Below are 25,284 nucleotides of genomic sequence, written 5' to 3'. Positions count from 1 at the left end.
GTCGGGTTCCTGGACCGTGAGTCGCGCAGAGACTCACCGTCCATTCCGGGGTTGGTGGCGGCAGATGACGCGTTCGGGGGCCGCACACCTGCGATGTGCCGCCACCCCCAGGGATCGAGCGGCGGCGCGGCCCCGCCCGGGCTCAGCGGCGCCGGCGGGGGCGCAGGTCGAGGACGTTGGAGTCGCCGCCGTCGCGGAGCGTCGTACGACCGCGTGTGACCGTGACGGCGTTGCGGTCGCCGGTGAGCACCAGCTTGTCGGCACGTCGCAACCCGACGACGTTGTCCGAGCCCGTGATCCGCGTGCGGTAGGCCTTGCGGGCGGTCACGGCGTCGGCGCCGCGCAGGCGGGCGACGTTGACGACGTCGGCGGTCAGGGTCGACGAGGTGCTGGAGAGCTCCGCGAGCTCCACGAGGCCCGACACGGTCACCGTGGTGCCGGCACCGCTGACGACCAGCGACCGCACGGACGGGGTGGTGAGGCCGTTGCCGGCGCCGGTCACCTCGACGTCGAGGAGCGGCTTCGCGGTCACCGTGTTGCCGGCGCCCTCGAGGACCAGCCGGGTGGCTGCCGGCATCGTGACGGTCGCGTGGTCGGCGCTCACCCGGACGACGCCGCACGTGCCGCGCAGGTCGTAGGCCACGTCGTCCCAGGCCAGCACCGTCTCGGTGCCGACCTCGCACTGGACCGGCAGGACGGGTGCGACGGCCTGCGCGGGGACAGCGACCAGTAGAGCGGAGGTAAGCCCGGCGGTGAGGGCGAGGACGGGCAGGGCGCGGTGGCGAGAAGTCACATACCGACAGTACGCACGGCGGAGCCGCTGTGGGCGGTGGGCTCGGTCACACGCCGGTGGCGCGACCGGTGGCGGGGTCACGGTCGGTCAGGCAGTAGACCTGCCCGCCGGGAGCGGTGAGCACGGTCCAGAACGCGTTCACCGACACGACCTCCGCCCCGAGCCCGACGTGACGGGCGGTGTCGGCCTCCCGGTCGGCGGTCGCGAGGTCGGGGTGGGCGCGGACCGGACCGTCGGGCTCGTCGAGCCGCTGGAGCAGGATCCGCACCCGCCCGTCCTCGACCAGACGGACGAAGTGGGGGAGGCTGCCGACCTGCGGGTCGCGGCCCGTCAGGTCGGACCAGAAGGCCACCTCGGACTCCCAGTGGACGGCCGGGACGTCGAGGCACACCTGGTCGAGGACCGTCGTCCCGTCGCGGACCAGGGTCGGCTCCCCGTCGAGCAGCGTGTGGCAGAAGACCAGGCCGCCGGGGGAGCGCTCCACCTCGACGTCGTGGTAGCTCCAGGCCGCCGTCGCGCCGAGGTCGCGGGCCCGCGCGACCGTCGCCGGGCGGTCGGTCGAGTCGAGGTCGAGGTGCACACCGGCCGGGCCGTCGACGGCCTGCAGCTTGACGTACGCCGCTCCCGCCGGAGGCAGCAGCGTCAGGAACTGTCCGTCCTCGCCGCGTCGCTCGGACGGCGTCCAGCCGGTCACGGCCGACCAGAACGCGACGGCCTCCTCGTAGGTGTCCGCAGGCGTGTCGAGGAAGACCTGGATCCACCCGGGTCGCGCGCTCATGGCGTGATCCTCACACGTCGTAGGGTCGGGCGATGGCCACCCCACCAGCCAGCCACGCAGCCAGCCACGCCCATCCCGCCGACTTCCCGCCGGTCGTCCCCCAGCTGCTGCACGTCGTCCTCGACGCCCGTGATGCGCGTGGGGAGGCCGAGTTCTGGCGGATGCTCCTGGGGCTGGCCTACCGCCCGGGCGACGAGGCGCCCGAGGACGGCGACGACGACGCGGACTGGCTGGTGCTCACCCACCCGGACGGTCGGCGGGCCCTGGCGGTGCAGGCGGTCGAGCAGCTGACGGCGAGCCGCTGGCCCGAGCCCGGGCACCCGTCGGTCTCGCACCTCGACACCACGGTCCCGTCGCGGTCCGCGCTGGACGCGGTGCACGACCTGGTGCTGGAGCTGGGCGGCGAGCTGCGCCTGGACCGCACCGACGACCCGGAGGAGCCGCTGCGGGCGTACGCCAGCCCGGAGGGGCACATCTTCTGCGTGTTCGTCGTCTGAGACCGGGCGAGCCCGCGACGAGGACGCGGGGTCAGGCCAGCCCGAGCCCGCGTGCCTCCTCCCAGAGGTCGTCGCGGACCCGGGGATGCGCGGCCTGCTCGATCAGGTTGCGCGCCTGCTCGCGCTCGCTCCGGCCCCACATCCAGGCGATGCCCTGCTCAGTGACGACGGCGCCGTGCTGGAAGGACGTCACCGGCTCGTCGACCAGCGGCACGATCGTCGAGACGTCGGCGCGCGGGTGCCAGCTGCGCAGCGCCATGAACGCCCGGCCACCAGGCGAGTGGCTCGCGCCCACGGTGAAGTCGGTCTGGCCGCCGAAGCCGCTGTAGATCCGCGTGCCGATCCGCGACGCGTTGGCCTGGTCGAACAGGTCGACCTGCAGCGCGGTGTTGATCGAGGTCATCGCCGGCTGCTGGGCGATCGCGGCGGGGGAGTTGGTGGTCTCGGTGCGCAGCATCCGGACCCGGGGGTTGTCGTCGACCCAGTCGTAGAGCTCCTGGCTGCCGAACACGAACGACGTACGCACCGGGGTGCCGCGGTCGAGCGCACCCGCCTGCTCGAGGACGAGGACGCCGTCGCTGAACATCTCGGTCCACACCTTCAGCCCGCGGCGCTCGAGCACGCCGGCGATGGTGGCGTCGGGCACCTCGCCGATGCCCGCCTGGAGGGTGGCTCCGTCGCCGATCTCGGCGGCGACGCGGGCGCCGATCACCCGGGCGTCGTCGCTCGGCGGGCCGGCGAGGTGGGTGGTCAACGGGGCGTCCACCTCCACCCCGAGGTCGACGACGTCGAGCGGCAGCACCGCGTCGCCGAAGGTCCACGGCATCCGCGGGTTGAGCTGGGCGACCACGAGCGCGCCCCGCTCCCGGGCCGCCTCGATGGCGGCCGGCAGCACGTTGACCTCGAGCCCGAGCGACACCTGGCCGTCGCGCGGGGTCGTGGTGTGCACCACGACGACGTCCGGTGCCAGCGGACCGTGGAAGAGCCGCGGCACCATCGACAGCCGGCAGGGGACGTACGCCAGTCGCGGGTGCCGTCGGAAGCCTGGGCCGACGAACGTCGTCTCCGGGACGACGCCGTCGTGCATCGGCAGGTCCTGCTGCGCGTTGAGTGCGTGCAGGCGAGCGGCCGGCAGCTCGGCGAGCAACGGGCCCAGCAGGTCCACCGGAGCCGCGAAGTTCCCGCTCGTCACGACCCGCGGCCGGTCGTGTGGCGCGCAGTGCTCGCGCACCTCACGGACGGCCTGCTCGACCTCGACGACGCGCATGCGATCAGCCATGGGACCAGCGTGGCAGCCAGCAGCGGCAAACCGGTGGGCCATCCGGCCCGGACCGCCTAGGCTGTTGGTCATCATGTGGATCCAGGACTGACCCGACTCGCGTCCGCGGCGGCGCACCAGTGCGCCCGAGCCCGGCGAGTCCTCCCTGATCCTCCGAAGGACGTCCGCATGCCTGCCTCCTCCTCGTCATCCGCCGCGCGCCTCTCCGGCGCGGCCACACCCGCCACCCCCGCCGGCCCCGCCGGCCCCGCCGGCCCCGCGCCGCTCGTGGTCTCCGGACTGTCGGTGACCTACCCCGACCGAACGGTCCTGTCCGGGGTCGACCTGCTCGCCCAGCCGGGGCGCCGCATCGGTCTCGTCGGCGAGAACGGCGTCGGCAAGTCGACCCTCCTGCGGGCGGTCGCCGGTCGGCTGCCCGCGCGGGCGCGGGTCGCGGGCTCGATCACCGCGCCCGACGACCTCGTGCTGCTCGGCCAGGAACCGCCGTTCCACGACACCGCCACGGTCGCCGAGGTGCTCGCGATGACCCTGGCGCCGCTGCGGACGGCCGTCGCCGACGTCGAGCGGCTCGCCGCCCTGGTCGGCACCCCCGACGGCGACACGGCGTACGAGCACGCGCTCGAGGCGGCGGTCGCGCACGACGCCTGGGACGCCGACCGGCGCGCCGAGGTGGCAGCGGCTCGACTGGGGCTCGCCGACCTCGGGGCCGACCGGGTCGTGGGGACCCTCTCGGGCGGCCAGCGCACCCGGCTCGCGCTGGCCACGATCATGACCACGCGCCCGTCCTGCCTGCTGCTCGACGAGCCCACCAACCACCTCGACGACGGCGCGATCGAGGTCCTGACCGGCTTCCTGCGCGAGCTGCCCGGCGTCGTCGTGCTGGCCAGCCACGACCGCGTGCTGCTCGACGACGTGTGCACCGACCTGGTCGACCTCGACGCCGGCGAGCTGGGCACCGACGGCAACGGCGGGCGCCGCTTCGGGGGCGGGTGGTCGGCCTACGAGGCCGCTCGCGCCGACGCCCGCCGGCGCTGGGAGGAGACCTGGGCCGCGCAGCAGGAGGAGATCGCGCGGCTGCGCGACGCCACCCGCATCGGCACCTCGGCGATCGCGCACGACCGCGGCCCCACCGACGGCGACAAGTTCATCTACTCCTTCAAGGGCGGGCGCGTGGACCAGACCCTCGCCCGGCGCAAGAAGGACGCCCAGCGCCGGCTCGAGGTGGCCGAGCGCGAGCAGGTGCGCAAGCCGCCGGCGCCGCTCGCCTTCCGCGGCCACCTGACGGCCGCGGCGACCGGGCGGCTGGTGCAGGCCCGCGGGCTCGAGGTCGCCGGGCGGGTGCGGGTGGAGCGCCTCGACCTGGCGGCAGGGGAGCACCTGATGCTGACCGGTCCCAACGGGTCGGGCAAGTCGACGCTGCTGGGCGTGCTGTCCGGCCGGCTGGCAGCCACGGGCGGCACGCTCGACGTCTCTGCCCGCACCGTCCGCGAGCTCACCCAGGACCCGGAGGCGGCCGACCGCAACCGCTCCGCGCTGGCGACGTACGACGACGCGGTGCGGCACCTGCCCGACGCACCGGCGCTGCGCGAGCTGGGGCTGCTGCACCCGCGCGACCACCGCACTCCCGTCGGCAGCCTGTCGGTCGGCCAGCGGCGGCGGCTCGGCCTGGCGGTCGCGATCGCCGCCGCTCCCGACCTCCTCCTGCTCGACGAGCCGACCAACCACGTCTCGCTCGCCCTCGCCGGGGAGCTGGAGGAGGCGCTCGCCACCGCGCCGGGAGGTGTCGTCCTCGCCTCGCACGACCGCTGGCTGCGCCGCCGGTGGGGCGGCCCCGAGCTGGCACTCACACCGTGGTGAGGCCGCGGGAGCACGCCGTCTCGACAGGCCGACACGATGCCGGAGGGACGCGTCCTCGCTGGTAGGGTCGGCGACGGCTCGAACATCCTTTAACGATCCGTCCCGTGAGGCGGAGAAGGAGGTACGGCATGGCTCTGCCTGCCCCAGCGATCATGGTCCTCGAGGACGGTCGCACCTTTCGCGGTGAGTCGTTCGGAGCCGAGGGCGAGACCTTCGGCGAGGCGGTCTTCTCCACCGGCATGTCCGGCTACCAGGAGACGCTGACCGACCCCAGCTACCACCGCCAGGTCGTCGTGATGACGGCCCCGCACGTCGGCAACACCGGCATGAACGACGAGGACACCGAGTCCTCCCGCATCTGGGTCGCGGGCTACGTCGTACGCGACCCAGCGCGCGTCCCGTCCAGCTGGCGCAGCGTGCGCAGCCTCGACGACGACCTGCGCGACCAGGGCGTCGTCGGCATCAGCGGGGTCGACACCCGCGCGCTGACCCGCCACCTGCGCGAGCGCGGCGCGATGCGCGTCGGCATCTCCACGACGGAGACCGACCCCCAGCGGCTGCTGGCGCGGGTGCTGCAGTCGGGCGAGATGGCCGGCGCCAACCTCAGCGAGGCCGTCAGCACCGCCGAGGCCTACGTCGTCCCCGCCGTCGGAGACAAGCGCTTCACGGTTGCCGCCGTGGACCTCGGCATCAAGTCCAACACCCCGCGGATGATGAGCGAGCGCGGCATCGAGGTGCACGTGCTGCCCGCGACCTCGACCCTCGCCGACGTGCAGGCGGTCGGTCCCGACGGGCTGTTCTTCTCGAACGGTCCCGGCGACCCGGCGGCCACCACCGGCCAGGTGGAGCTGCTCCAGGGTGCCCTGCGCGCCGGCATCCCCTACTTCGGGATCTGCTTCGGCAACCAGCTCTTCGGCCGTGCGCTCGGCTTCGGCACCTACAAGCTGAAGTACGGCCACCGCGGCATCAACCAGCCGGTGATGGACCGCACCACCGGCAAGGTCGAGATCACCGCCCACAACCACGGCTTCGCCGTCGACGCCCCGCTCGAGGGATCGACGACGACCGAGTTCGGCGAGGCCTCGGTCAGCCACGTGTGCCTCAACGACGACGTCGTCGAGGGGCTCGAGCTCCGCGACGCCGACGGGCGGCTGACGTCGTTCTCCGTGCAGTACCACCCGGAGGCCGCGGCCGGCCCGCACGACGCGGCGTACCTCTTCGACCGATTCGCGGACCTGATGGGAGGCACCCTCTGATGCCGAAGCGCACGGACATCCAGAGCGTCCTGGTCATCGGCTCGGGGCCGATCATCATCGGCCAGGCCTGCGAGTTCGACTACTCCGGTACCCAGGCGTGCCGGGTGTTGCGTGAGGAGGGCCTGCGGGTCGTCCTGGTCAACTCCAACCCGGCCACGATCATGACCGACCCGGAGTTCGCCGACGCGACCTACGTCGAGCCGATCACGCCCGACTTCGTCGAGAAGGTCATCGCCAAGGAGCGCCCCGACGCGCTGCTCGCGACCTTGGGCGGCCAGACCGCGCTGAACTGCGCGATGGCCCTCGACAAGGCCGGCGTCCTCGAGAAGTACGGCGTCGAGCTGATCGGCGCGTCCATCGAGGCGATCGAGCGCGGCGAGAACCGCCAGCAGTTCAAGAAGATCGTCGAGCAGCTCGGCGGCGAGTCCGCCCGCAGCGTCATCTGCCACTCGCTGGACGACCTGCTCGCGGCGGCCGACGACCTCGGCTACCCGATGGTGGTCCGCCCGTCGTTCACGATGGGCGGCACCGGGTCCGGGATGGCGTACGACGAGACCGACCTGCGCCGCATCGGCGGGTCGGGCCTCGACGCCAGCCCGACCACCGAGGTGCTCCTCGAGGAGTCGATCCTCGGCTGGAAGGAGTACGAGCTCGAGGTGATGCGCGACAGCGCCGACAACAGCGTGATCGTGTGCTCGATCGAGAACCTCGACCCGATGGGCGTGCACACGGGTGACTCGATCACCGTCGCGCCCGCGATGACGCTCACCGACCGCGAGTACCAGAAGATGCGCGACCTCGCGATCGACATCATCCGCGCCGTCGGCGTCGACACGGGTGGCTGCAACATCCAGTACGCCGTCAACCCGGCGGACGGCCGGCTGATCGTCATCGAGATGAACCCGCGCGTCTCGCGGTCCTCGGCGCTCGCCTCGAAGGCCACCGGCTTCCCGATCGCCAAGATCGCGGCCAAGGTCGCCATCGGCTACACCCTCGACGAGATCCAGAACGACATCACCCAGGAGACGCCGGCGTCGTTCGAGCCCTCGCTCGACTACGTCGTGGTCAAGGTGCCGCGCTTCGCCTTCGAGAAGTTCCCCGAGGCCGACCCGACGCTGACCACGCACATGAAGTCGGTCGGCGAGGCGATGGCCATCGGCCGCAACTTCACCGAGGCGCTGCAGAAGGCGCTCCGCTCGCTCGAGAGCAAGCACGCGCCGTTCGACTGGCACAAGCACTTCGACGACGAGCTCGCCTCCGCCGACTCGAAGGCGTCGCTGCTCGAGGAGATCAAGGTCCCGCACGACGGCCGCCTCAAGAAGGTCATGGACGCCATCCGCGCCGGCGCGACGCCGGAGGAGATCTTCGACGCGACCGCCATCGACCCGTGGTTCCTCGACCAGCTCGCGCTGATCAACGAGGTCGCCGTGCAGCTCATCGACGCGACCGAGCTGACCCCCGACCTGCTCCGCCTCGCCAAGCGCCACGGCTTCTCCGACGAGCAGGTCGGCAGGATCCGCGGCCTGTCCGCCGACGTCGTCCGCGGCGTCCGGCACGCCCTGGGCATCCGGCCGGTGTTCAAGACGGTGGACACCTGCGCCGCCGAGTTCGCCGCACAGACGCCCTACCACTACTCGTCGTACGACGAGGAGACCGAGGTGCGGCCCCGCGCCGAGGGCAAGGAGGCCGTGATCATCCTCGGCTCCGGGCCCAACCGCATCGGCCAGGGCATCGAGTTCGACTACAGCTGCGTCCACGCCTCTCTCGCGCTGGCCGAGGCCGGCTACGAGACGATCATGGTCAACTGCAACCCGGAGACGGTGAGCACCGACTACGACACCTCCGACCGGCTCTACTTCGAGCCGCTCACGCTGGAGGACGTCCTCGAGATCGTCCACGCCGAGCAGCAGGCCGGCCCGGTGGCCGGTGTCGTGTGCCAGCTCGGCGGGCAGACGCCGCTCGGCCTCGCGCAGGGCCTCGCCGACGCGGGCGTGCCGATCGTCGGCACCACCCCGGAGGCCATCCACCTCGCGGAGGAGCGGGGCGCGTTCGGTCGCGTGCTCGCCGACGCCGGCCTGCCGGCGCCCAAGCACGGCACCGCGACGTCGTACCCCCAGGCGCAGCGGATCGCCCACGAGATCGGCTACCCGGTCCTGGTGCGTCCGTCCTACGTCCTCGGCGGTCGGGGCATGGAGATCGTCTACGACGACGCCGCGCTGGAGGCCTACCTCGAGAAGTACGTCGCCAACGGGCTGATCAACGAGCGCCAGCCGGTGCTGGTCGACCGTTTCCTCGACGACGCGGTCGAGATCGACGTCGACGCCCTCTTCGACGGCGAGGAGCTCTTCCTCGGCGGTGTGATGGAGCACATCGAGGAGGCCGGCATCCACTCCGGCGACTCCTCGTGCGCGCTGCCTCCGATCACGCTCGGCCGCGAGGAGATCGACCGGATCCGCCGCTCCACCGAGGCGATCGCCCGCGGGCTCGGCGTGCGCGGGCTGCTCAACATCCAGTTCGCCCTCGCGTCCGACGTGCTCTACGTCCTCGAGGCCAACCCCCGCGCGTCGCGGACCGTGCCGTTCGTGTCCAAGGCCACGGCGACGCCGCTGGCCAAGGCCGCGGCCCGGGTGATGCTGGGGGAGTCGATCGCCGACCTGCGCGTCGCCGGGGTGCTGCCCGCGGAGGGCGACGGCGGGCACCTGCCCGACGGGTCCCCGATCGCGGTCAAGGAGGCGGTCATGCCCTTCGACCGCTTCAAGACCTCCGACGGCCGCACCGTCGACGCGCTGCTCGGTCCGGAGATGCGCTCGACCGGTGAGGTGATGGGCTTCGACGCCTTCTTCGGCACCGCCTTCGCCAAGGCGCAGGCCGCGGCCTACGGGTCGCTGCCGCTGTCGGGCAAGGTCTTCGTGTCGGTCGCCAACCGTGACAAGCGGCACATGATCTTCCCGGTCAAGCAGATCGCCGACATGGGCTTCGAGATCCTCGCGACCGCGGGCACCGCCGAGGTGCTGCGCCGCAACGGCGTGCAGGCCACCGTCGTGCGCAAGCACTCCGAGGGCGAAGGCCCGAACGGCGAGCCGACGATCGTGGGCCTGATCTGGGCACGCGAGGTCGACCTGGTCATCAACACGCCGCACGGCGCGACCAGCGGCGGGTCGCCCCGGATGGACGGCTACGACATCCGCACCGCAGCGGTGTCGACGGACATCCCGTGCATCACGACGATCCAGGGCCTCGGCGCCGCGGTGCAGGGGCTCGAGGCGATGCGCCGCGGCGACATCGGTGTCCGGTCGCTGCAGGACTGGGCGGCGCTCGCGCGCAACGGCGGGGACGCCTGACGGTGCGGCCCTACGACGTCCTCTTCGAGCAGGCCCTCACCCGGGTCGACCCCGAGCGCATCCACCACGCGGCGTTCCGGGCCATCCGGGCGGCGGCGCCCGTCACGACGCGGGCCGTCCGCGTCCCGTCCGCGCCGGTGCACGCCCTGGGCCTGACCTTCCCGCACCCGCTCGGCCTCGCCGCCGGCTTCGACAAGAACGCCGTCGGGATCGACGGGCTCGCCGCCCTCGGCTTCGGGCACGTCGAGATCGGGACCGTCACCGGCGAGGGCCAGCCCGGCAATCCGCAGCCGCGGTTGTTCCGGCTCACCGACGACCGCGCGATCGTCAACCGGATGGGCTTCAACAACGACGGTGCCGAGGTGGTCGCCCGGCGGCTCGCCGCCTGGCGCGCGGGCGGTGGCTCGACGATCCTCGGCGTCAACATCGGCAAGACCAAGGTCGTCCCCGAGGACGAGGCGGCCCGCGACTACGAGAAGTCGGCGGGGCTCCTGGCCCCGTTCGCCGACTACCTCGTCGTCAACGTCTCCTCGCCCAACACCCCCGGCCTGCGCGACCTGCAGGCGGTGGAGAAGCTCGAGCCGATCCTCACGGCCGTACGCCGTCGCGCCGACGAGGCGCGTCCCGACCACCGGGTGCCGCTGCTGGTCAAGATCGCCCCCGACCTCAGCGACGACGACGTGCTCGCCGTGGCCGACCTCGCGCTCGCCACCGGGCTCGACGGCGTCATCGCCACCAACACGACCATCAGCCGCGACGGGCTCGCCTCGCCGGTGTCCCGGGTGGAGCAGGTCGGAGCCGGCGGCCTGAGCGGGCGCCCGCTCACCCTGCGGTCCGAGGACGTCGTACGCCTGCTGCGCAACCGCGTCGGGCCCGGCCTCGCACTCGTCGGCGTCGGCGGCATCACCACCGTCGACGACGCGCGGCGGCGGCTCGCGGCCGGTGCCGACCTCCTGCAGGGCTACACCGCCTTCGTCTACGAGGGCCCGCTGTGGCCTCGGCGCATCGTGCGGGGTCTCGCCACGGATGGCTGACGAGCGGGGACCGGTCCACTCCAGCCTCCACCCGAGCGTGCACGTCGACGGCGAGGTGGTCGCCACCAAGCGCGTCGGCGGCTACCGCCACCTGACCCTGACCGCGCCGGGAGTCCCCGAGCGGTTCCGGGCGGGCAACTTCGTCGCGGTCACCGTCGCCGGGCACGTGGCCCGGCGGGCCCTGTGGGTGCACCGGGTCCGGGCGTCCAGCGCGTTCGGTCCCACGCTCGACGTCGTCGTGGAGGCTCGGGGGAGCGGTACGGAGTGGCTCGCCGCCCAGCCGGTCGGCGCACGGATCGCGATCACCGGTCCGCTCGGTCGGCCGTTCGCCCTGCCCAAGGACGCCGTGTCGTGCCTGCTCGTCGGGGAGGGCTACGCCGCGGCACCGCTCTTCCCGCTCGCCGAGCGCCTCCGTGAGCGCGGGTGCGCCGTCTCGCTCGTCGTCTCCGCGCGCGACGAGGCGCACCTGCTGTCCGCCCTGGAGGCGCGGCGGTCGGCCCGGTCGGTCACCGTCCTCACCGCCGACGGCTCCGTCGGCCAGCGCGGCACGGTCGCCGACCACGTCGAGGACCTCGTCCGCCGCAGCGACGCCGACGTCGTGTACGCGGCGGGTCCCCACTCCGTGCTGCGCAGCGCGGCAGCAGCCGCGGAGCGCGCCGGCGCGTGGAGCCAGGTCGCGGTCGAGACGCCCACCCCGTGCGGCACCGGACTCTGCCACGGGTGCCCCCTGCCCGTCGTCGGCGAGGACGGCGTCGAGCGGGTCGTCCGGGCCTGCGCCGAGGGTCCCGTCGTGCGGGGCGACCGGATCCGGTGGGACGCCCTGCCGGACGCACTGGGGCACGCGCAGTGAGCGCGCACCTGCCGGGCCCCGTGATGGTCGCCGCCGGCTGCGGCGGCACCGGACGCGAGCTCGAGCCGTACGCCGGTCCCGACGGACTGGCCGGGCTCGACCTCGTCACCCGCTCGATCACCCTCGACGCCCGCCCCGGTGGCCCCGGGCCACGGGTCGTCGAGGTGCCCGGCGGGCTGGTCAACGCGGTCGGCCTGCCCAACCCCGGTCTCGAGCACTTCCTCGCCACCGAGCTGCCGTGGCTCGTGCGCGCCGGCGCCCGCGTCCACGTGTCGATCGCCGGCGCGACGATGGGCGAGTACGCCGACCTCGCCCGGCGCCTCAGCCGCGCCCCGGGCGTCGCCGGGCTCGAGGTCAACGTGGGTGCCCCCGACGAGGTGGGCGCCGGCCTGTTCGAGGTGCGCGAGCCCTACCACTCGGCCAGCGTGATCGCGGCCGTGCGCCGCGAGTTCCCCACCGACCGGCCCGTCCTCGCCAAGCTGCGCCCCGACGTCTCCCGGATCGTCGAGGGCGCCCGCTCCTGCCACGAGGCCGGTGCCACCGCGATCGTCGTCGGCAACGCTGTCCCCGCCGCGTTCCCCGACGGACGGGCCGGTGGCCTCAGCGGCCCCGCCATCGCCCCCGTCGCGCTGCGCTGCGTCGCCGAGGTGCACCGGGCCCTGCCCGACGTCCCGACCATCGGGTGCGGCGGCGTGCACGACCTGCGCTCGGCCAACGCCTACCTCGACGCCGGCGCGAGCGCCGTACAGGTCGGCACCGCGCTGCTCCACGACCCGACCACCGTGGCTCGCTTGCGGGCCGCCCTCTCGCCCCGTCCCGATGCCCGTCCCGAGGAGACCCGATGACGCCGTTCGGCACCCGCCTGGCCCACGCGATCGAGGAGCGCGGACGCTTCTGCGTCGGCATCGACCCGCACGCGGCGCTGCTGCACGAGTGGGGCCTCGACGACGACGTGGCGTCGCTGGAGCGGTTCGCGCTCACCGTGGTGGAGGCGGTCGCGCCGGTCGTGGGCATCGTGAAGCCGCAGAGCGCGTTCTACGAGCGCTTCGGCAGCCGGGGGATCGCCGTCCTCGAGCGCGTCGTGGAGGAGTCCCGCGCGGCCGGGGCGCTGGTGCTGATGGACGCCAAGCGGGGCGACATCGGATCGACCAGCCAGGCCTACGCCGACGCCTACCTCGACCCCACGTCGCCGCTCGGCTGCGACGCGGTCACCGCCAGCCCCTACCTCGGCTTCGGCTCGCTCGACCCGATGCTCGAGGCCTGCCGGCGCCACGGCGGCGGCCTGTTCGTGCTCGCCCTGACCTCCAACAAGGAGGGCCCCGAGGTCCAGCACGCCCGCACCGGCGACACCTCCGTCGCCGGGACCGTGCTGGCGCACCTGCGCGCCGCCAACGCCGGGGCCGAGCCGGTCGGGTCCTTCGGCGCGGTCGTCGGCGCCACGATCGGCGACACCGAGGAGGACCTCGACGTCAACGGCCCGCTGCTCGTGCCGGGCTTCGGCGCGCAGGGCGGCACCGTCGACGACATGGCGCGCATCTTCGGGCGCGCCTCCCGGTGGGCGCTCCCCAGCTCCTCGCGTGACGTGCTGCGGGCCGGGCCCGACGTGGGCGCGCTCCGCGACGCCGCCCGGCGCGGCAACGACGCCGTGCGAGGCTTGGGGGCGTGAAGCTCCTCGCCCCGGCGGTCCTCGTGCTCGGGCTGGTCTGCCTGGCGGTGACCGGCTGCTCGAGCGACCCGCAGGCCGACTACTGCGAGGCGGTCGAGGAGCACCAGGCCGACCTCAGCGACATCGCGGCCTCCGACGACGCCGGCGCGGTCTTCGACGCCCTCGACGACTACGAGGAGCTCGCCGAGCAGGCACCACGCGACATCGCCGACGACTGGTCGGCGGTCGTCGGACCCCTGCGCACGCTCCAGGAGGCGCTCGACGCGCACGACGTCGACCCGTCGACGTACCGGGCCGACAAGCCCCCTGCCGGGCTCGACGCCGACGCGCGCGCGGAGATCGAGGCGGCCGCTCGGGCGGTCGGGGCGCAGCGCACGGTCGACGCCATGGCCGCGGTCGAGCAGCACGCGCTCGACGTGTGCGGGACCCCGCTGTCGCGCTGACCATGGTGAAGGTCACCTCGGCGGCCTCCGCCGCGGGCCCGATTGCCCGACCCGACGCGACCTGACTAGATTGATCCGCACCGTCGGGATCCCCGTCCGACGCCCGTCCGACCCTCGTCCGACCCCAGAAGGATCGCTTTCGTGGCCTTGCCCCCTCTGACGCCCGAGCAGCGCCAGGCAGCCCTCGACAAGGCTGCGGCCTCCCGACGCGAGCGGGCCGAGGTGAAGAACCGCCTCAAGAACTCCGGCGGCTCGATCGTCGACGTGCTTCACGAGGGCCAGACCAACGAGGTCATCGGCAAGATGCGCGTCGTCGAGCTCCTCCAGTCGGTGCCCGGCCTCGGCCGCGTGCGAGCCCGCCAGGTGATGGAGCGGCTCAACATCGCCGAGAGCCGCCGCGTGCGCGGGCTGGGCGTCAAGCAGGTCGCTGCGCTCGAGCGTGAGTTCGGCCCCGACGCCTCGTGACCCACACCGCTGAGACTCCTGCGGCCGGCTCGACCGGCGCCACCCCCACCCGCTCCCGGCTGATCGTCCTCGCCGGCCCCACGGCCGTGGGCAAGGGCACCGTCGCCGCCGCCGTGCGCGAGACGCACCCCGAGGTGTGGCTCTCGGTCTCCGCCACCACGCGCAGGCCGCGCCCCGGCGAGGAGAACGGCGTCCACTACTGGTTCGTCTCCGACGAGGAGTTCGACGCCATGGTCGAGAAGGGTGACCTGCTCGAGTGGGCCGTGGTCCACAAGGCCGCGCGCTACGGCACCCCCCGCGGCCCCGTCGACCTCGCCCTGGCGTCCGGCCAGCCGGCGATGCTGGAGATCGACCTGCAGGGCGCCCGGCAGGTGCGCGAGACGATGCCCGAGGCCCTGTTCGTCTTCCTCAAGCCGCCGTCGTGGGAGGAGCTCGTACGCCGCCTCGTCGGCCGCGGCACCGAGACCGAGGCCGAGCGGGAGCGCCGCCTCGAGACCGCGCGGGCCGAGCTGGCCGCCGAGAGCGAGTTCGACGTCACCATCGTGAACCACGAAGTTCACGCCGCTGCCGACGAGTTGGTAACCTTGATGGTTGGACCTGCTCCATCCACATCTGACTAGCGAGGCACCCACACCGTGGCTTCTCCCACCATCGCCGCCGAGGGCGTGACCAACCCCTCGATCGACGACCTGCTCACCAAGACCGACAGCAAGTACAAGCTGGTGCTCTACAGCGCCCAGCGTGCCCGCCAGATCAACGCCTACTACTCCCAGCTCGGCGAGGGCCTGCTGGAGTACGTCGGCCCGCTCGTCGACACCCACGTCCAGGAGAAGCCTCTCTCGATCGCGCTCCGCGAGATCAACGACGACCTCCTGACCTGCGAGGACATCGACCCCGCCGCCGAGGCCGCCGCCGCTGAGGCTGCTGCCGGCGACGCCACGGAGTGACGCGAGCCTCCCGATGACCGTACGGGTCGTCCTGGGGGTCTCCGGCGGCATCGCGGCCTACAAGGCCTGCGAGCTCCTCCGCCGGTTCACCGAGTCGGGGCACGACGTCACCGTCGTGCCCACGGCGTCGGCTCTGAAGTTCATCGGTGCTCCGACGTGGGCTGCCCTGTCGGGCAAACCCGTCGCCACCGACGTCTGGACCGACGTCCACGCCGTGCCCCACGTCCACATCGGCCAGCAGGCCGACGTGGTCGTGGTCGCACCGGCGACCGCCGACCTGCTCGCCCGCGCGGCGCACGGCCTGGCGGACGACCTCCTCACCAACACGCTCCTCACGGCGCGCTGCCCGGTGGTCTTCGCCCCGGCGATGCACACCGAGATGTGGGAGCACCCGGCCACACAGGCCAACGTCGCCACCCTCCGCGAGCGCGGGGCGGTCGTCATCGAGCCCGCCGTCGGCCGCCTCACCGGCGCCGACACCGGCAAGGGTCGCCTGCCCGAGCCCGACGAGATCTACGAGCTGGTCCGCGGGCTGCTCGACCGCGGTGCCGACACCACGCAGGACCTCGCCGGTCGCAAGGTGGTCGTCTCCGCGGGCGGCACCCGGGAGTACCTCGACCCGGTCCGGTTCCTCGGCAACCGGTCGTCCGGGATCCAGGGCTACGCCCTCGCCCGGGCCGCGGCCTCGCGGGGCGCCCACGTCACCCTCGTCAGCGCCAACGTGACCCTGCCCGACCCGGCCGGCGTCAACGTCGTACGCGTCGAGACGACCGAGGAGCTGCGTGAGGCGGTCGTCGCCGCGACCGTCACCGCCGACGCGGTCGTGATGGCCGCGGCGCCGGCCGACTTCCGGCCCACGGCGGTGAGCCAGGCCAAGATCAAGAAGGCCGACGACGGGTCCGCGCCGGCCATCGAGCTGGCGCAGAACCCCGACATCCTCGCCGAGATCTCCCACGACCGGGCCCGCGAGGACGCCGTCATCGTGGGCTTCGCCGCCGAGACCGGCGACGCCACCGGCTCGGTGCTCGACCTCGGTCGCGCCAAGCTGGCTCGCAAGGGCTGCGACCTCCTCGTCGTCAACGACGTCAGCGGGGGAGCCGTCTTCGGCAGCGCCGACAACGAGGCGGTCGTCCTGGCCGCCGACGGAGCCGCCGTGGACGTCCCGCGCGGCTCCAAGACCGCGCTCGCCCACGTCATCTGGGACGAGGTCGCCCGGCGATTCGCCGGCTGAGACACGCGTCCCGGATGCTGGTCGGCAGGTACGTTTCATCCAACCGTTACAGAGAAGAATCGAGATCAACGTGGCTGGACGCCTGTTCACCTCCGAGTCCGTGACCGAGGGACACCCCGACAAGATCGCCGACCGGATCAGCGACTCGGTCCTCGACTACCTGATGGCCGAGGACGCCGACAAGGCCAACCTGCGCGTGGCCGTCGAGACGCTGCTGACCACCGGCCTCGTCGTGGTCGCCGGTGAGGTGCGCACGACCGCCTACGCCCCGGTCGCCGACATCGTCCGCAAGGCGATCCTCGAGATCGGCTACGACTCGTCCGACAAGGGCTTCGACGGGCACACCTGTGGTGTGCAGGTCGCCATCGGCGCCCAGTCCACCGACATCGCCGCCGGTGTCGACGCCGGCCACGAGTCGCGGGTCGGTTCCTCCGAGGACGAGCTCGACAAGCGCGGCGCGGGTGACCAGGGCCTGATGTTCGGCTACGCCTGCGACGACACCCCGCAGCTGATGCCGCTCCCGATCACCATCGCCCAGCGGCTCGCCCAGCGCCTGACCGAGGTCCGCAAGGACGGCACGCTCGGCTACCTCCGTCCCGACGGCAAGACCCAGGTCACCATCGAGTACGACGAGAACGACCGCCCCCTGCGCATCGACACCGTCGTGCTCTCGACGCAGCACGACCCCGACATCGAGCACGCCACGCTCGAGGCCGACATCAAGCAGCACGTCATCGACCACGTGCTCGCCGATGTCGACCTGCCCTCCGACGGCTACCGGATGCTGGTCAACCCGACCGGCACGTTCGTCATCGGTGGCCCGATGGGCGACGCCGGCCTGACCGGCCGCAAGATCATCGTCGACACCTACGGCGGCATGGCCCGCCACGGCGGCGGCGCGTTCTCCGGCAAGGACCCGTCGAAGGTGGACCGCTCGGCCGCCTACGCGATGCGCTGGGTCGCCAAGAACGTCGTGGCCGCCGGCCTGGCCAGCCGCTGCGAGGCGCAGGTCGCCTACGCCATCGGCAAGGCTGCGCCCGTCGGCGTGTTCATCGAGACGTTCGGCACCGGCGTCGTCCCGGACGAGAAGATCCAGGCCGCCGTCCTCGAGGTCTTCGACCTCCGCCCCGCCGCGATCATCCGCGACCTCGACCTGCTCCGCCCGATCTACGCCCAGACGTCGGCCTACGGCCACTTCGGTCGCGAGCTCCCCGAGTTCACCTGGGAGAACACCGACCGCGCCGACAAGCTCAAGGCCGCCGCCGGCATCTGATCCGCACGCGTTCGGCGGTCGTCCCTGTGTCGCGCCTGTGTCGAAGTCCCCGCACGTGCGGGGACTTCGTCGCTCGGAGGGGGTTGCAACCCCCTCCGAGTGTCAGACTCGCCCACCGAGTCCGGTGTCGGGGCGCGCTGACAGAATCGGCCGCATGACGTCCCACGAAGCCCCGGAAGCCGAGATGCTTCCGGGGCTTCGTGCTGCCGTCGACGACGCCAAGGCCAAGGCGGCCGCCACCCGGCGGCGCACAGCAGCGCAGTGGGAGGCCGCCGAGACCGACCCCGTCGCCCGGGTCCTGGTCGACATCGCGCTGGCCCACCTCGACCGGCCGTTCGACTACGCCGTCCCGACGGCGATGGCGGAGACCGCGGTCCCGGGCGCGCGGGTCAAGGTGCGCTTCGCAGGTCAGGACGTCGACGGCTACGTCGTCGAGCGCACGAGCCACACCGACCACACCGGCACGCTCCAGCCGCTGCGGCGCGTGGTGAGCCCCGAGCCGGTGCTCGCGCCGGAGGTCGTCGAGCTGAGCGAGACCCTGGCCCGGAGGTACGCCGGCGCGCGGTCCGACGTGCTCCGCCTCGCCGTCCCGCCCCGCCACGCGGCCACGGAGAAGGTCGCGTCCGAGCCCGCGCCCGAGGCCCCGGTTGTCGAGGCGCCCACGACCTGGTCGGAGGTCGCCCACGCCGACGCCTACCTCCGTCACCTCGCCTCGGGTGCATCGCCGCGCGCGGTGTGGGCGGCAGCCCCCGGCGACGACTGGCCCGCGATGGTCGCCGAGGCCGTGGCGACGACGTACGCCGCCGGACGTGGCGCGCTCGTCTGCGTCCCTGACCGGCGTGACGTCGCCCGGGTCGACGCCGCACTGGCGGACCGGCTGGGGGAGGGGCACCACGTCTGCCTGACCGCTGATGGCGGCCCGGCAGCGCGCTACCGCGACTTCCTGGCCGTGTCCCGTGGCGCGCGGCGGATCGTCGTCGGCACCCGCTCCGCCGCGTTCGCGCCCGTGCACGACCTCGGGCTCGTGGTGCTGTGGGACGACGGCGACGACCTCCACGCCGAGCCGCGCGCGCCCTACCCGCACACCCGCGAGGTGCTCCTCCTCCGCGCCGAGCAGCAGGGGACGGCGGCGCTCCTCGGCGGCGTGGCCCGCACCCCGGAGGCCGAGCAGCTGGTCGCCACCGGCTGGGCGCACGAGCTGGCGGTGCCCCGCGAGGTGCTGCGACGGCGCGCCCGCGTCGAGGCCGTGCCGGCCGAGGACCGGTCCGTCGGCACCCGCATCCCGCGCGCCGCATACGACGCCATCCGGCGCGGTCTCACGACCGGGCCCGTGCTCGTGCAGACGCCGCGTGCCGGCTACGCCGCGTCGCTGGCCTGCGACACCTGCCGCGCCCCCGCCCGCTGCACCGTCTGCACCGGACCGCTCGTGGTGGACGGTCCCGCGGTGCCGCCGCACTGCCGGTGGTGCGGTCACGTCGAGTCGCCCTGGGCGTGCCCCACGTGCGGTGGCCACGGGCTGCGCGCGCCGGTGCGGGGTGAGGCCCGCACCGCGGAGGAGCTGGGCCGGATGTTCCCCGGCACCACCGTCCGCAGCTCCAGCGGCGAGCGGGTCGTCGACCGGGTCGGCGACTCGGCCGACCTCGTGGTCGCCACCGTCGGGGCCGAGCCCGTCGCCGACGATGGCTACACGGCCGTCATCGTCCTCGACACCTGGTTGAGCCTGGCCCGCGACGACCTGCGGGCGGCCGAGGAGGCCCTGCGCCGGTGGCTCAACGCAGCAGCCCTCGTGCGGCCCGGCGGTCACGTCGTGGCCGTGGGCGACCCGGCCCACCCCGCGCTGCAGGCCCTCGTGCGGTGGGACCCGACCGGCTTCGCCCGACGGGAGGCGCAGGAGCGCTCGCAGGCCCACCTCCCGCCCGCAGCCCGGCTCGCGACGGTCACGGGTGACCTCGGGGCGCTCGACGACGTCCTCCACCTGGTCGACCTCCCCGCCGGCGCCGAGGTGCTCGGTCCGGTCCCGGTGGACGACGAGCACCGGGTCCTGCTCCGCGTCCCGCGGTCCAGCGGGGAGGCGCTCTCCCGCTCCCTCGGCGACCTCCAGCGGGTGCGCTCGGCCCGCAAGCTCGACCCCGTCCGGATCCAGGTCGACCCCCTGACGATCTGAGCCGGCCCGCCCCGGCGCCCACGTCGCGCGCGGACGTCGTACGTCATGGTGCGCGGCCGCCCCGGAGACCGGCCGCTCTGACGTCTCAGCGGGCGCCTCCCTAGACTTGGCCACTGCCCGAGCCGGACCCGGGCACGACCCAGACCGCGACCAGCCGAGCGAAGGAGCTCCGTGGCCGTCCAGCCCATCCGTCTCTTCGGTGACCCCGTGCTCCGCCAGCGCGCGGTGGAGGTCGACGACTTCAACCGCGAGGTCCGTCAGCTCGTCACCGACCTGACCGACACGATGCTCGCCGCCCCCGGCGCCGGTCTCGCGGCGCCGCAGATCGGCGTGGGCCTGCGGGTCTTCACCTGGAACGTCCACGGCGAGGTCGGCCACCTGGTCAACCCCTCCCTCGAGCTCTCCGACGAGACCCAGGACGGCGCGGAGGGCTGCCTCTCCCTCCCGGAGCTCACCTACGACTGCCTCCGGGCGCTGTCTGTGGTCGCGACCGGCTTCGACATGTACGGCGAGCCGCAGCGGATCGAGGCGTCGGAGCTGCTGGCCCGCGCCATGCAGCACGAGACCGACCACCTCGACGGCATCCTCTTCATCGACAAGCTCGACACCGCCGCGCGCAAGGCGGCGATGAAGGAGATCCGCGAGTCCGAGTGGTTCGGTCTCGAGCAGCCGACGGTCCGCTTCAGCCCCCACCCGACGAACGGATTCGCCCGATGAAGGTCCCCAGCTGATGCGCGTCGTCTTCGCCGGCACGCCCGAGGTTGCCGTGCCCGCGCTCGACGCGATCGCCGACAGCCGCCACGAGCTCGTCGGCGTCGTCACCCGACCCGACGCCCCGAGCGGGCGGGGTCGCAGGCTGGTCGCCAGCCCGGTCGCCCAACGCGCGGAGGAGCTCGGCGTACCCGTCCTCAAGCCCGAGCACCCGCGCGACCCGGACTTCCAGCAGGAGCTCGCCGCGCTGCGTCCCGACGCCTGCCCGGTCGTGGCGTACGGCGCCCTGCTCCCGCAGTCGGCGCTCGACCTGGTGCCGCACGGCTGGATCAACCTGCACTTCTCCGTGCTCCCGTCCTGGCGCGGCGCCGCCCCCGTGCAGCACTCGCTCTGGGCGGGTGACGAGGTCACCGGCGCGACCACGTTCCGGATCGTCAAGGCGCTCGACGCCGGACCGGTCTTCGGGGTGATGACCGAGCGGGTGCGGCCCACCGACACCGCCGGTGACCTCCTCGCGCGCCTGGCCGACGGCGGAGCGGGCCTGCTGGTGCAGACCCTCGACGGGATCGAGGACGGCACCCTCGAGGCGCGCGAGCAGCAGGCGGAGGGCGTCTCGTTCGCCCCCAAGATCCTCGTCGAGGACGCCCGCATCGACTGGAACCTCCCGGCGGTGGCCATCGACCGGCAGGTACGCGCCTGCGAGCCGGCCCCCGGTGCGTGGAGCACCTTCGAGGGCGAGCGGATCAAGATCGGCCCGCTGCGCCCGGTCGACCGCGGGCCGCTGACCCCGGGCGTCCTGGAGGTCACCAAGAACGCCGTGTTCGTCGGCACCGCCACCACGCCCGTCGAGCTCGGTCAGGTCAAGGCCTTCGGCAAGAAGCAGATGGGCGCCGCAGACTGGGCCCGCGGCGTGCGCCTGGAGTCCGGCGTCCGCCTCGGCGAGCAGGTCGTCCCCTCGTGAGCCGGCCCGCCCGTCCGGAGGACGTCGACGAGATCTGCGGCAGCCTGCCGGAGACCGAGCTCGGGATCTCCTGGGGCGACCGGCCGACCTGGAAGGTGCCCCGCGGCGACAAGGGCAAGGGTTTCGTCCTCTACCGCGCGCCGCACAAGTCGGCCGTCGACCCGGACACGGGGGAGATGTACGACGACCTGGTCGTGATCACGACGCCGACCGAGGTGGAGAAGCACGCGCTGGTCGCGGACGGGTCCACGCCGTTCTTCACCATCGACCACTTCAAGGGCTACGCCGCCGTGCTCGTGCAGCAGTCGCGGCTCGGGGAGATCGGCCGCGACGAGCTCGAGGAGATCATCACCGACGCCTGGGCGACGAAGGCGCCGAAGAAGCTCGTGCGGGAGCACCTCGGTGAGTGACCGACGCCGCCCGGTCGACAAGGCCCGCCGCGCGGCGCTCGACGTGCTCACCGCCGTGCGCGCCGACGACGCCTACGCGAACCTCGTGCTGCCGCAGGTCCTGCGCAAGCACGGGCTGACCGGTCGCGACGCCGCGCTGGCCACCGAGCTCTCGTCCGGGGCGATCCGGATGCACGGTCTGTACGACGCCGTGATCGACGCCTGCCTCACCAAGCCGCGCCTCCAGCCGGAGGTGCGCGACGTGCTCCGGCTGGGGACGCACCAGCTGCTCTCCATGCGGGTCCCCGACCACGCCGCGATCTCGACCAGCGTCGACCTCGTCCGCGCCACCGTCGGCCGGGGGCCGGCCGGCCTGGTCAACGCCGTCCTGCGCACGATCAGCCGGCGCGACCTCGCCGGGTGGGTCGACGAGGTCGCACCCGACCGGCAGCACGACCCGTACGCCCACCTCGCCGTCGCCAGGTCCCACCCCCGCTGGGTCGTCGCGGCGCTGGGGGAGGCGCTGGCCGCGTCCGTCGGCAGCGACGACGAGCTCGACGCGTTGCTGGAGGCCGACAACGCCCCGCCGCGGGTCACGCTGGTCGCCCGCCCCGGCATGTCGACCGTCGAGGAGCTCGAGGCCGCGGGCGGCACCCGCACCGGCCGGTCGCCGTACGCCGTGACCCTGGCCGGTGGCGACCCTTCCGCCGTCCCGGCGGTCGCCGAGGGACGCGCCGGGGTGCAGGACGAGGGTTCGCAGGTCGTCGCGCTCGCGCTGGCGGATTCCCCGATGGACGGCCGCGACGAGCGGTGGCTCGACCTGTGCGCCGGGCCGGGGGGCAAGGCCGCCCTGTTGGCGGCGCTGGCTGCTCAGCGCGGGGCGGTGCTCGTCGCCAACGAGCGCCAGCCGCACCGGGCCGCGCTGGTCGCGTCGGCGCTGCGTGCCACACCCGAGGCCGCCGCGCAGGTGCTCGCCGGCGACGGCATGCGCCCCGCCTGGCTCCCCGGCACCTTCGACCGGGTGCTGGTCGACGCTCCGTGCTCGGGGCTCGGTGCGCTCCGACGACGTCCCGAGTCGCGCTGGCGTCGTACGCCCGAGGACGTCGAGGAGCTCGTCGGGATCCAGCAGGTGCTGCTCGACTCGGCCCTGGAGTCGGTGCGACCGGGCGGCGTGGTGGTCTACGCGACCTGCTCGCCCGTGGTCGCGGAGACCAGCGACGTCGTACGCGCCGTGCTGGCCCGCCGCGGCGACACCGACGAGGTCGACCGCTTCCAGCTGTGGCCGCACCGCGACGGCACCGACGCGATGTTCGCAGCCACCCTGCGGCGTCGGGCCTGACCCGACCCGCGGCAGCGTCGTCAGTCGTCCTGCAGGTGGCGCAGGTAGGCCCACGGCTCGGCGAGGTAGCGCCGCCAGTGGTCGACGACCTCCAGGTCCTCCCACGCCGACTCGCGCAGCCCCCACGGCCCGGCCTCCAGGATCCGGGCGCCGGGCATGGCGGCGAGCACGGGGGAGTGGGTCGCGCACAGGACCTGGCCGCGACGCGCCACGACGCGCTGCAACGTCGCGACAAGCCCCAGGGTCGAGGAGAACGACAGCGCTGCCTCCGGCTCGTCGAGGCAGAAGAAGCCCGGTCCCGTGAACCGGGACTCCAGCACCGCGAGGAACGACTCGCCGTGGCTCAGGTCGTGGAAGGCGACGTCACCACCGAGGTCCTCGATGTAGGAGTACCAGCCGTGCATCGTCTCGGCGCGCAGGAAGAAGCCCCACTTGCTGGCCCCGGCGCCCCTGACCAGCTGCAGCGCGTCGCTGAGCGGCGACTCGGTGGCACGGGTGGAGTGCCGGCTGTGCGTGCTGCCGCCCTCCGGCGAGAGGCCGTAGGCGATCGCCGCGCCTTCGACGAGCGTGGACTTGCCCGAGCCGTTCTCCCCGACGAGGAAGGTGACGCCCGGGGCCAGATCGAGCCCGTCGCGCAGCACCTGGGCGACGGCCGGGATCGATGCTGGGTAGCGGTGATCCGGGAGCTCGTGGCCGGCGCGCACCTCGATGCGACGCACGGGGTGGCGGGCGACGTCCTGACCCCGCAGCGGCATGGGGCCAACCTAGCTGCGCGGTCCGACAGGGGAGCCGACGCCGGTTATGGCCACCAATTGGGGTGACTTCCACGCCTGGACGGTTCACATCCTTTGCTTTGACCAGCATGATGGAGTCAGCTCGGCACACCGGAGGGGTGTGCCGTGTCACGGGGAGCAGGAATCCATGCACGTGCGCAGCATCATGACGGCCTTGGTCGCCACGACCTTGACCCTGACCGTGGGGACGACCCTGGTCACCAGTCCCGCCCACGCCGCGGGCGGCTCGCGCACGCTGTCCGGTCCCGCCACCGGCGACGCCGACGTCTACCTCACCTACGTCGGGTGCGCCGACCTGCTCGGCAACGCAGCCGCACCCGCCTCCCGCATCAACCTCGGTCCCTACGCCGCCCCGCTCGGACGCCGGTCGCTGGGCCTCGTCCCGACCGCCGCCGGCAGCGCGTCCGGCCCCTACGCCTCGTTCGACTCGCTCGCCGGGCTCGACTCGTCGGTCGCCGTCGCGGCCACCGGCGGAAGCTCGGGCGTCTCGTGGGTCATGGCCGTGAGCCGGCAGAGCCCGGCCGGCACCGCCTGGCGCGGGCGGGCGGCCGTCTCGGCCCCGGCCGGGTCCTGGACCACCGTGTCCTCCTCCGCACTCACCTACGACTGGGCGCTCGTCGACCTGGCCTCGGGCGCCACCGTCGACCGGGTCGGATCCGCCACCCCGGCGCAGTTCGCCGCCGACCACGGCGACGGCCCCGGCTTCGCGGTCACCGGCTTCGGCTGCGACGGCAAGGCCTTCAACCTCGACGCCGTCAGGGCGTCGGGCTCGACCTTCGACTTCGAGGGCGTGTCGCTGTCGACGAGCGTGGCGGCAGGCAGGCAGCAGGTGAAGCCCGACGAGGAGGTCGAGCTCACCGGACGGGTCACCGACGGGTCCGGACGCCTCACGGGCGACCCGCTCGTGCTGGAGTCCCGCTCGCCCGGCGGCCAGTGGGCCCCGGTCGGCAAGCCCGTCCTCGCCTCGCGCGACGGCGTCGCGCGAGTCGTCGTACCCGTTGCGGAGACCACCGAGTTCCGCTGGCACCGTCCCGAGAGCCAGTACGCCGACGAGGGCTGGTCCGACGTCGTCACGGTGACCGTGGACAAGCCGCAGGAGACGCCGCCCGGCGACCAGCAGACCCAGCAGCAGGACGGGCAGCAGCAACAGCAGCCCGAGCAGCAGCAGCCGTCGGAGACGTCCGCGCCGTAGTCGACCTCGTTCGCGACGCCGGAC

General features: G+C 73.5%; 24 protein-coding genes. 20 read left to right on the top strand and 4 right to left on the bottom strand.

Going from position 1 to position 25,284, the window contains the following annotated elements; genetic code table 11:
* Positions 1–142 precede the first annotated feature (142 nt).
* Together JOD65_RS14820 and JOD65_RS14815 are read right to left on the bottom strand one after the other, a co-directional pair.
* Positions 143–793, bottom strand: a complete 651-nt coding sequence (locus JOD65_RS14820; protein ID WP_191195692.1) for a DUF3060 domain-containing protein — start codon at positions 791–793, stop codon at positions 143–145.
* 46 nt (positions 794–839) lie between these two features.
* Positions 840–1,571, bottom strand: coding sequence for a VOC family protein (locus JOD65_RS14815; protein ID WP_191195691.1), 732 nt, complete (start codon positions 1,569–1,571; stop codon positions 840–842).
* Positions 1,572–1,603: 32 nt separating this feature from the next.
* Here JOD65_RS14815 and JOD65_RS14810 point away from each other — a divergent pair, with 32 nt between their 5' ends.
* Positions 1,604–2,068 carry a VOC family protein gene (locus tag JOD65_RS14810; RefSeq protein ID WP_191195690.1) on the top strand — a complete coding sequence of 155 codons (465 nt, stop codon included), beginning with the start codon at positions 1,604–1,606 and terminating at the stop codon, positions 2,066–2,068.
* 31 nt (positions 2,069–2,099) lie between these two features.
* Here the strand turns inward: JOD65_RS14810 and JOD65_RS14805 are convergent, their stop codons facing one another.
* Complete coding sequence (locus JOD65_RS14805) at positions 2,100–3,347, bottom strand: acetyl-CoA hydrolase/transferase family protein (RefSeq protein WP_224747748.1); 1,248 nt, start codon at positions 3,345–3,347, stop codon at positions 2,100–2,102.
* Between the two features lie 168 nt (positions 3,348–3,515).
* On the opposite strand from JOD65_RS14805, the gene JOD65_RS14800 reads away from it, so the two are divergent.
* From JOD65_RS14800 to JOD65_RS14715, 18 genes are all read left to right on the top strand, one after another.
* Positions 3,516–5,204: an ABC-F family ATP-binding cassette domain-containing protein gene (locus JOD65_RS14800; protein ID WP_191195689.1), complete on the top strand. Its 1,689-nt coding sequence runs from the start codon at positions 3,516–3,518 to the stop codon at positions 5,202–5,204.
* A 128-nt stretch (positions 5,205–5,332) separates the two neighbouring features.
* A complete protein-coding gene (gene carA / locus JOD65_RS14795; RefSeq protein ID WP_191195688.1) occupies positions 5,333–6,460 on the top strand; it encodes a glutamine-hydrolyzing carbamoyl-phosphate synthase small subunit in 1,128 nt (375 codons plus the stop codon).
* The gene (carB, locus tag JOD65_RS14790) at positions 6,460–9,801 is read left to right on the top strand and encodes a carbamoyl-phosphate synthase large subunit (protein ID WP_191195687.1); all 3,342 of its coding nucleotides are present in this window, start codon (positions 6,460–6,462) and stop codon (positions 9,799–9,801) included. The genes carA and carB overlap by 1 nt, the downstream gene beginning before the upstream one ends.
* Before the next feature lie 2 nt (positions 9,802–9,803).
* Entirely contained in the window at positions 9,804–10,835 is a 1,032-nt protein-coding gene (locus JOD65_RS14785) for a quinone-dependent dihydroorotate dehydrogenase (RefSeq protein WP_307821195.1), read from the top strand.
* Positions 10,828–11,685 carry an iron-sulfur cluster-binding protein gene (locus JOD65_RS14780; RefSeq protein ID WP_191195686.1) on the top strand — a complete coding sequence of 286 codons (858 nt, stop codon included), beginning with the start codon at positions 10,828–10,830 and terminating at the stop codon, positions 11,683–11,685. Before JOD65_RS14785 ends, JOD65_RS14780 begins: the two co-directional genes overlap by 8 nt.
* The gene (locus JOD65_RS14775) at positions 11,682–12,530 is read left to right on the top strand and encodes a nitronate monooxygenase (RefSeq protein WP_191195685.1); all 849 of its coding nucleotides are present in this window, start codon (positions 11,682–11,684) and stop codon (positions 12,528–12,530) included. The genes JOD65_RS14780 and JOD65_RS14775 overlap by 4 nt, the downstream gene beginning before the upstream one ends.
* A complete protein-coding gene (gene pyrF / locus JOD65_RS14770) occupies positions 12,527–13,351 on the top strand; it encodes an orotidine-5'-phosphate decarboxylase (protein WP_191195684.1) in 825 nt (274 codons plus the stop codon). Before JOD65_RS14775 ends, pyrF begins: the two co-directional genes overlap by 4 nt.
* The gene (locus JOD65_RS14765; protein ID WP_191195683.1) at positions 13,348–13,794 is read left to right on the top strand and encodes a hypothetical protein; all 447 of its coding nucleotides are present in this window, start codon (positions 13,348–13,350) and stop codon (positions 13,792–13,794) included. The genes pyrF and JOD65_RS14765 overlap by 4 nt, the downstream gene beginning before the upstream one ends.
* A gap of 141 nt (positions 13,795–13,935) precedes the next feature.
* Entirely contained in the window at positions 13,936–14,259 is a 324-nt protein-coding gene (mihF, locus tag JOD65_RS14760) for an integration host factor, actinobacterial type (RefSeq protein ID WP_191195682.1), read from the top strand.
* Entirely contained in the window at positions 14,256–14,879 is a 624-nt protein-coding gene (gene gmk, locus JOD65_RS14755) for a guanylate kinase (RefSeq protein ID WP_191195681.1), read from the top strand. The genes mihF and gmk overlap by 4 nt, the downstream gene beginning before the upstream one ends.
* Before the next feature lie 15 nt (positions 14,880–14,894).
* Complete coding sequence (rpoZ, locus tag JOD65_RS14750) at positions 14,895–15,206, top strand: DNA-directed RNA polymerase subunit omega (RefSeq protein ID WP_172261153.1); 312 nt, start codon at positions 14,895–14,897, stop codon at positions 15,204–15,206.
* 13 nt (positions 15,207–15,219) lie between these two features.
* The gene (coaBC, locus tag JOD65_RS14745) at positions 15,220–16,437 is read left to right on the top strand and encodes a bifunctional phosphopantothenoylcysteine decarboxylase/phosphopantothenate--cysteine ligase CoaBC (RefSeq protein WP_191195680.1); all 1,218 of its coding nucleotides are present in this window, start codon (positions 15,220–15,222) and stop codon (positions 16,435–16,437) included.
* A 70-nt stretch (positions 16,438–16,507) separates the two neighbouring features.
* Complete coding sequence (metK, locus tag JOD65_RS14740; protein ID WP_307821194.1) at positions 16,508–17,710, top strand: methionine adenosyltransferase; 1,203 nt, start codon at positions 16,508–16,510, stop codon at positions 17,708–17,710.
* A 154-nt stretch (positions 17,711–17,864) separates the two neighbouring features.
* Positions 17,865–19,874, top strand: a complete 2,010-nt coding sequence (locus JOD65_RS14735) for a primosomal protein N' (RefSeq protein WP_191195679.1) — start codon at positions 17,865–17,867, stop codon at positions 19,872–19,874.
* Positions 19,875–20,045: 171 nt separating this feature from the next.
* On the top strand, positions 20,046–20,591 hold the full coding sequence (gene def / locus JOD65_RS14730; protein ID WP_191195678.1) for a peptide deformylase: 546 nt from the start codon (positions 20,046–20,048) through the stop codon (positions 20,589–20,591).
* 13 nt (positions 20,592–20,604) lie between these two features.
* Complete coding sequence (fmt, locus tag JOD65_RS14725) at positions 20,605–21,546, top strand: methionyl-tRNA formyltransferase (protein WP_191195677.1); 942 nt, start codon at positions 20,605–20,607, stop codon at positions 21,544–21,546.
* Positions 21,543–21,956 carry an MmcQ/YjbR family DNA-binding protein gene (locus JOD65_RS14720; RefSeq protein ID WP_191195676.1) on the top strand — a complete coding sequence of 138 codons (414 nt, stop codon included), beginning with the start codon at positions 21,543–21,545 and terminating at the stop codon, positions 21,954–21,956. Before fmt ends, JOD65_RS14720 begins: the two co-directional genes overlap by 4 nt.
* The gene (locus JOD65_RS14715) at positions 21,949–23,274 is read left to right on the top strand and encodes an RsmB/NOP family class I SAM-dependent RNA methyltransferase (protein WP_191195675.1); all 1,326 of its coding nucleotides are present in this window, start codon (positions 21,949–21,951) and stop codon (positions 23,272–23,274) included. Before JOD65_RS14720 ends, JOD65_RS14715 begins: the two co-directional genes overlap by 8 nt.
* A 20-nt stretch (positions 23,275–23,294) precedes the next feature.
* Here the strand turns inward: JOD65_RS14715 and JOD65_RS14710 are convergent, their stop codons facing one another.
* Positions 23,295–24,029, bottom strand: coding sequence for an AAA family ATPase (locus tag JOD65_RS14710; protein WP_191195674.1), 735 nt, complete (start codon positions 24,027–24,029; stop codon positions 23,295–23,297).
* A 166-nt stretch (positions 24,030–24,195) separates the two neighbouring features.
* Between JOD65_RS14710 and JOD65_RS14705 the strand changes: the two genes are divergently transcribed.
* Positions 24,196–25,260: a hypothetical protein gene (locus JOD65_RS14705; protein WP_191195673.1), complete on the top strand. Its 1,065-nt coding sequence runs from the start codon at positions 24,196–24,198 to the stop codon at positions 25,258–25,260.
* The last annotated feature ends 24 nt before the right edge of the window (positions 25,261–25,284 follow it).

Origin of the sequence: Nocardioides cavernae, assembly GCF_016907475.1 — a bacterium.
Classification (GTDB): domain Bacteria; phylum Actinomycetota; class Actinomycetes; order Propionibacteriales; family Nocardioidaceae; genus Nocardioides; species Nocardioides cavernae.
This window is presented reverse-complemented; position numbering and strand designations above follow the sequence as displayed.

Bases quoted from the DNA above. Each gene is read 5' to 3' on its own strand.
- JOD65_RS14815 (WP_191195691.1), bottom strand. From the start codon at position 1,571: ATGAGCGCGCGACCCGGGTGGATCCAGGTCTTCCTCGACACGCCTGCG.
- JOD65_RS14810 (WP_191195690.1), top strand. From the start codon at position 1,604: ATGGCCACCCCACCAGCCAGCCACGCAGCCAGCCACGCCCATCCCGCC.
- JOD65_RS14805 (WP_224747748.1), bottom strand. From the start codon at position 3,347: ATGGCTGATCGCATGCGCGTCGTCGAGGTCGAGCAGGCCGTCCGTGAG.
- JOD65_RS14800 (WP_191195689.1), top strand. From the start codon at position 3,516: ATGCCTGCCTCCTCCTCGTCATCCGCCGCGCGCCTCTCCGGCGCGGCC.
- carA (WP_191195688.1), top strand. From the start codon at position 5,333: ATGGCTCTGCCTGCCCCAGCGATCATGGTCCTCGAGGACGGTCGCACC.
- carB (WP_191195687.1), top strand. From the start codon at position 6,460: ATGCCGAAGCGCACGGACATCCAGAGCGTCCTGGTCATCGGCTCGGGG.
- JOD65_RS14780 (WP_191195686.1), top strand. From the start codon at position 10,828: ATGGCTGACGAGCGGGGACCGGTCCACTCCAGCCTCCACCCGAGCGTG.
- pyrF (WP_191195684.1), top strand. From the start codon at position 12,527: ATGACGCCGTTCGGCACCCGCCTGGCCCACGCGATCGAGGAGCGCGGA.
- coaBC (WP_191195680.1), top strand. From the start codon at position 15,220: ATGACCGTACGGGTCGTCCTGGGGGTCTCCGGCGGCATCGCGGCCTAC.
- JOD65_RS14735 (WP_191195679.1), top strand. From the start codon at position 17,865: ATGACGTCCCACGAAGCCCCGGAAGCCGAGATGCTTCCGGGGCTTCGT.
- fmt (WP_191195677.1), top strand. From the start codon at position 20,605: ATGCGCGTCGTCTTCGCCGGCACGCCCGAGGTTGCCGTGCCCGCGCTC.
- JOD65_RS14710 (WP_191195674.1), bottom strand. From the start codon at position 24,029: ATGCCGCTGCGGGGTCAGGACGTCGCCCGCCACCCCGTGCGTCGCATC.
- JOD65_RS14705 (WP_191195673.1), top strand. From the start codon at position 24,196: ATGCACGTGCGCAGCATCATGACGGCCTTGGTCGCCACGACCTTGACC.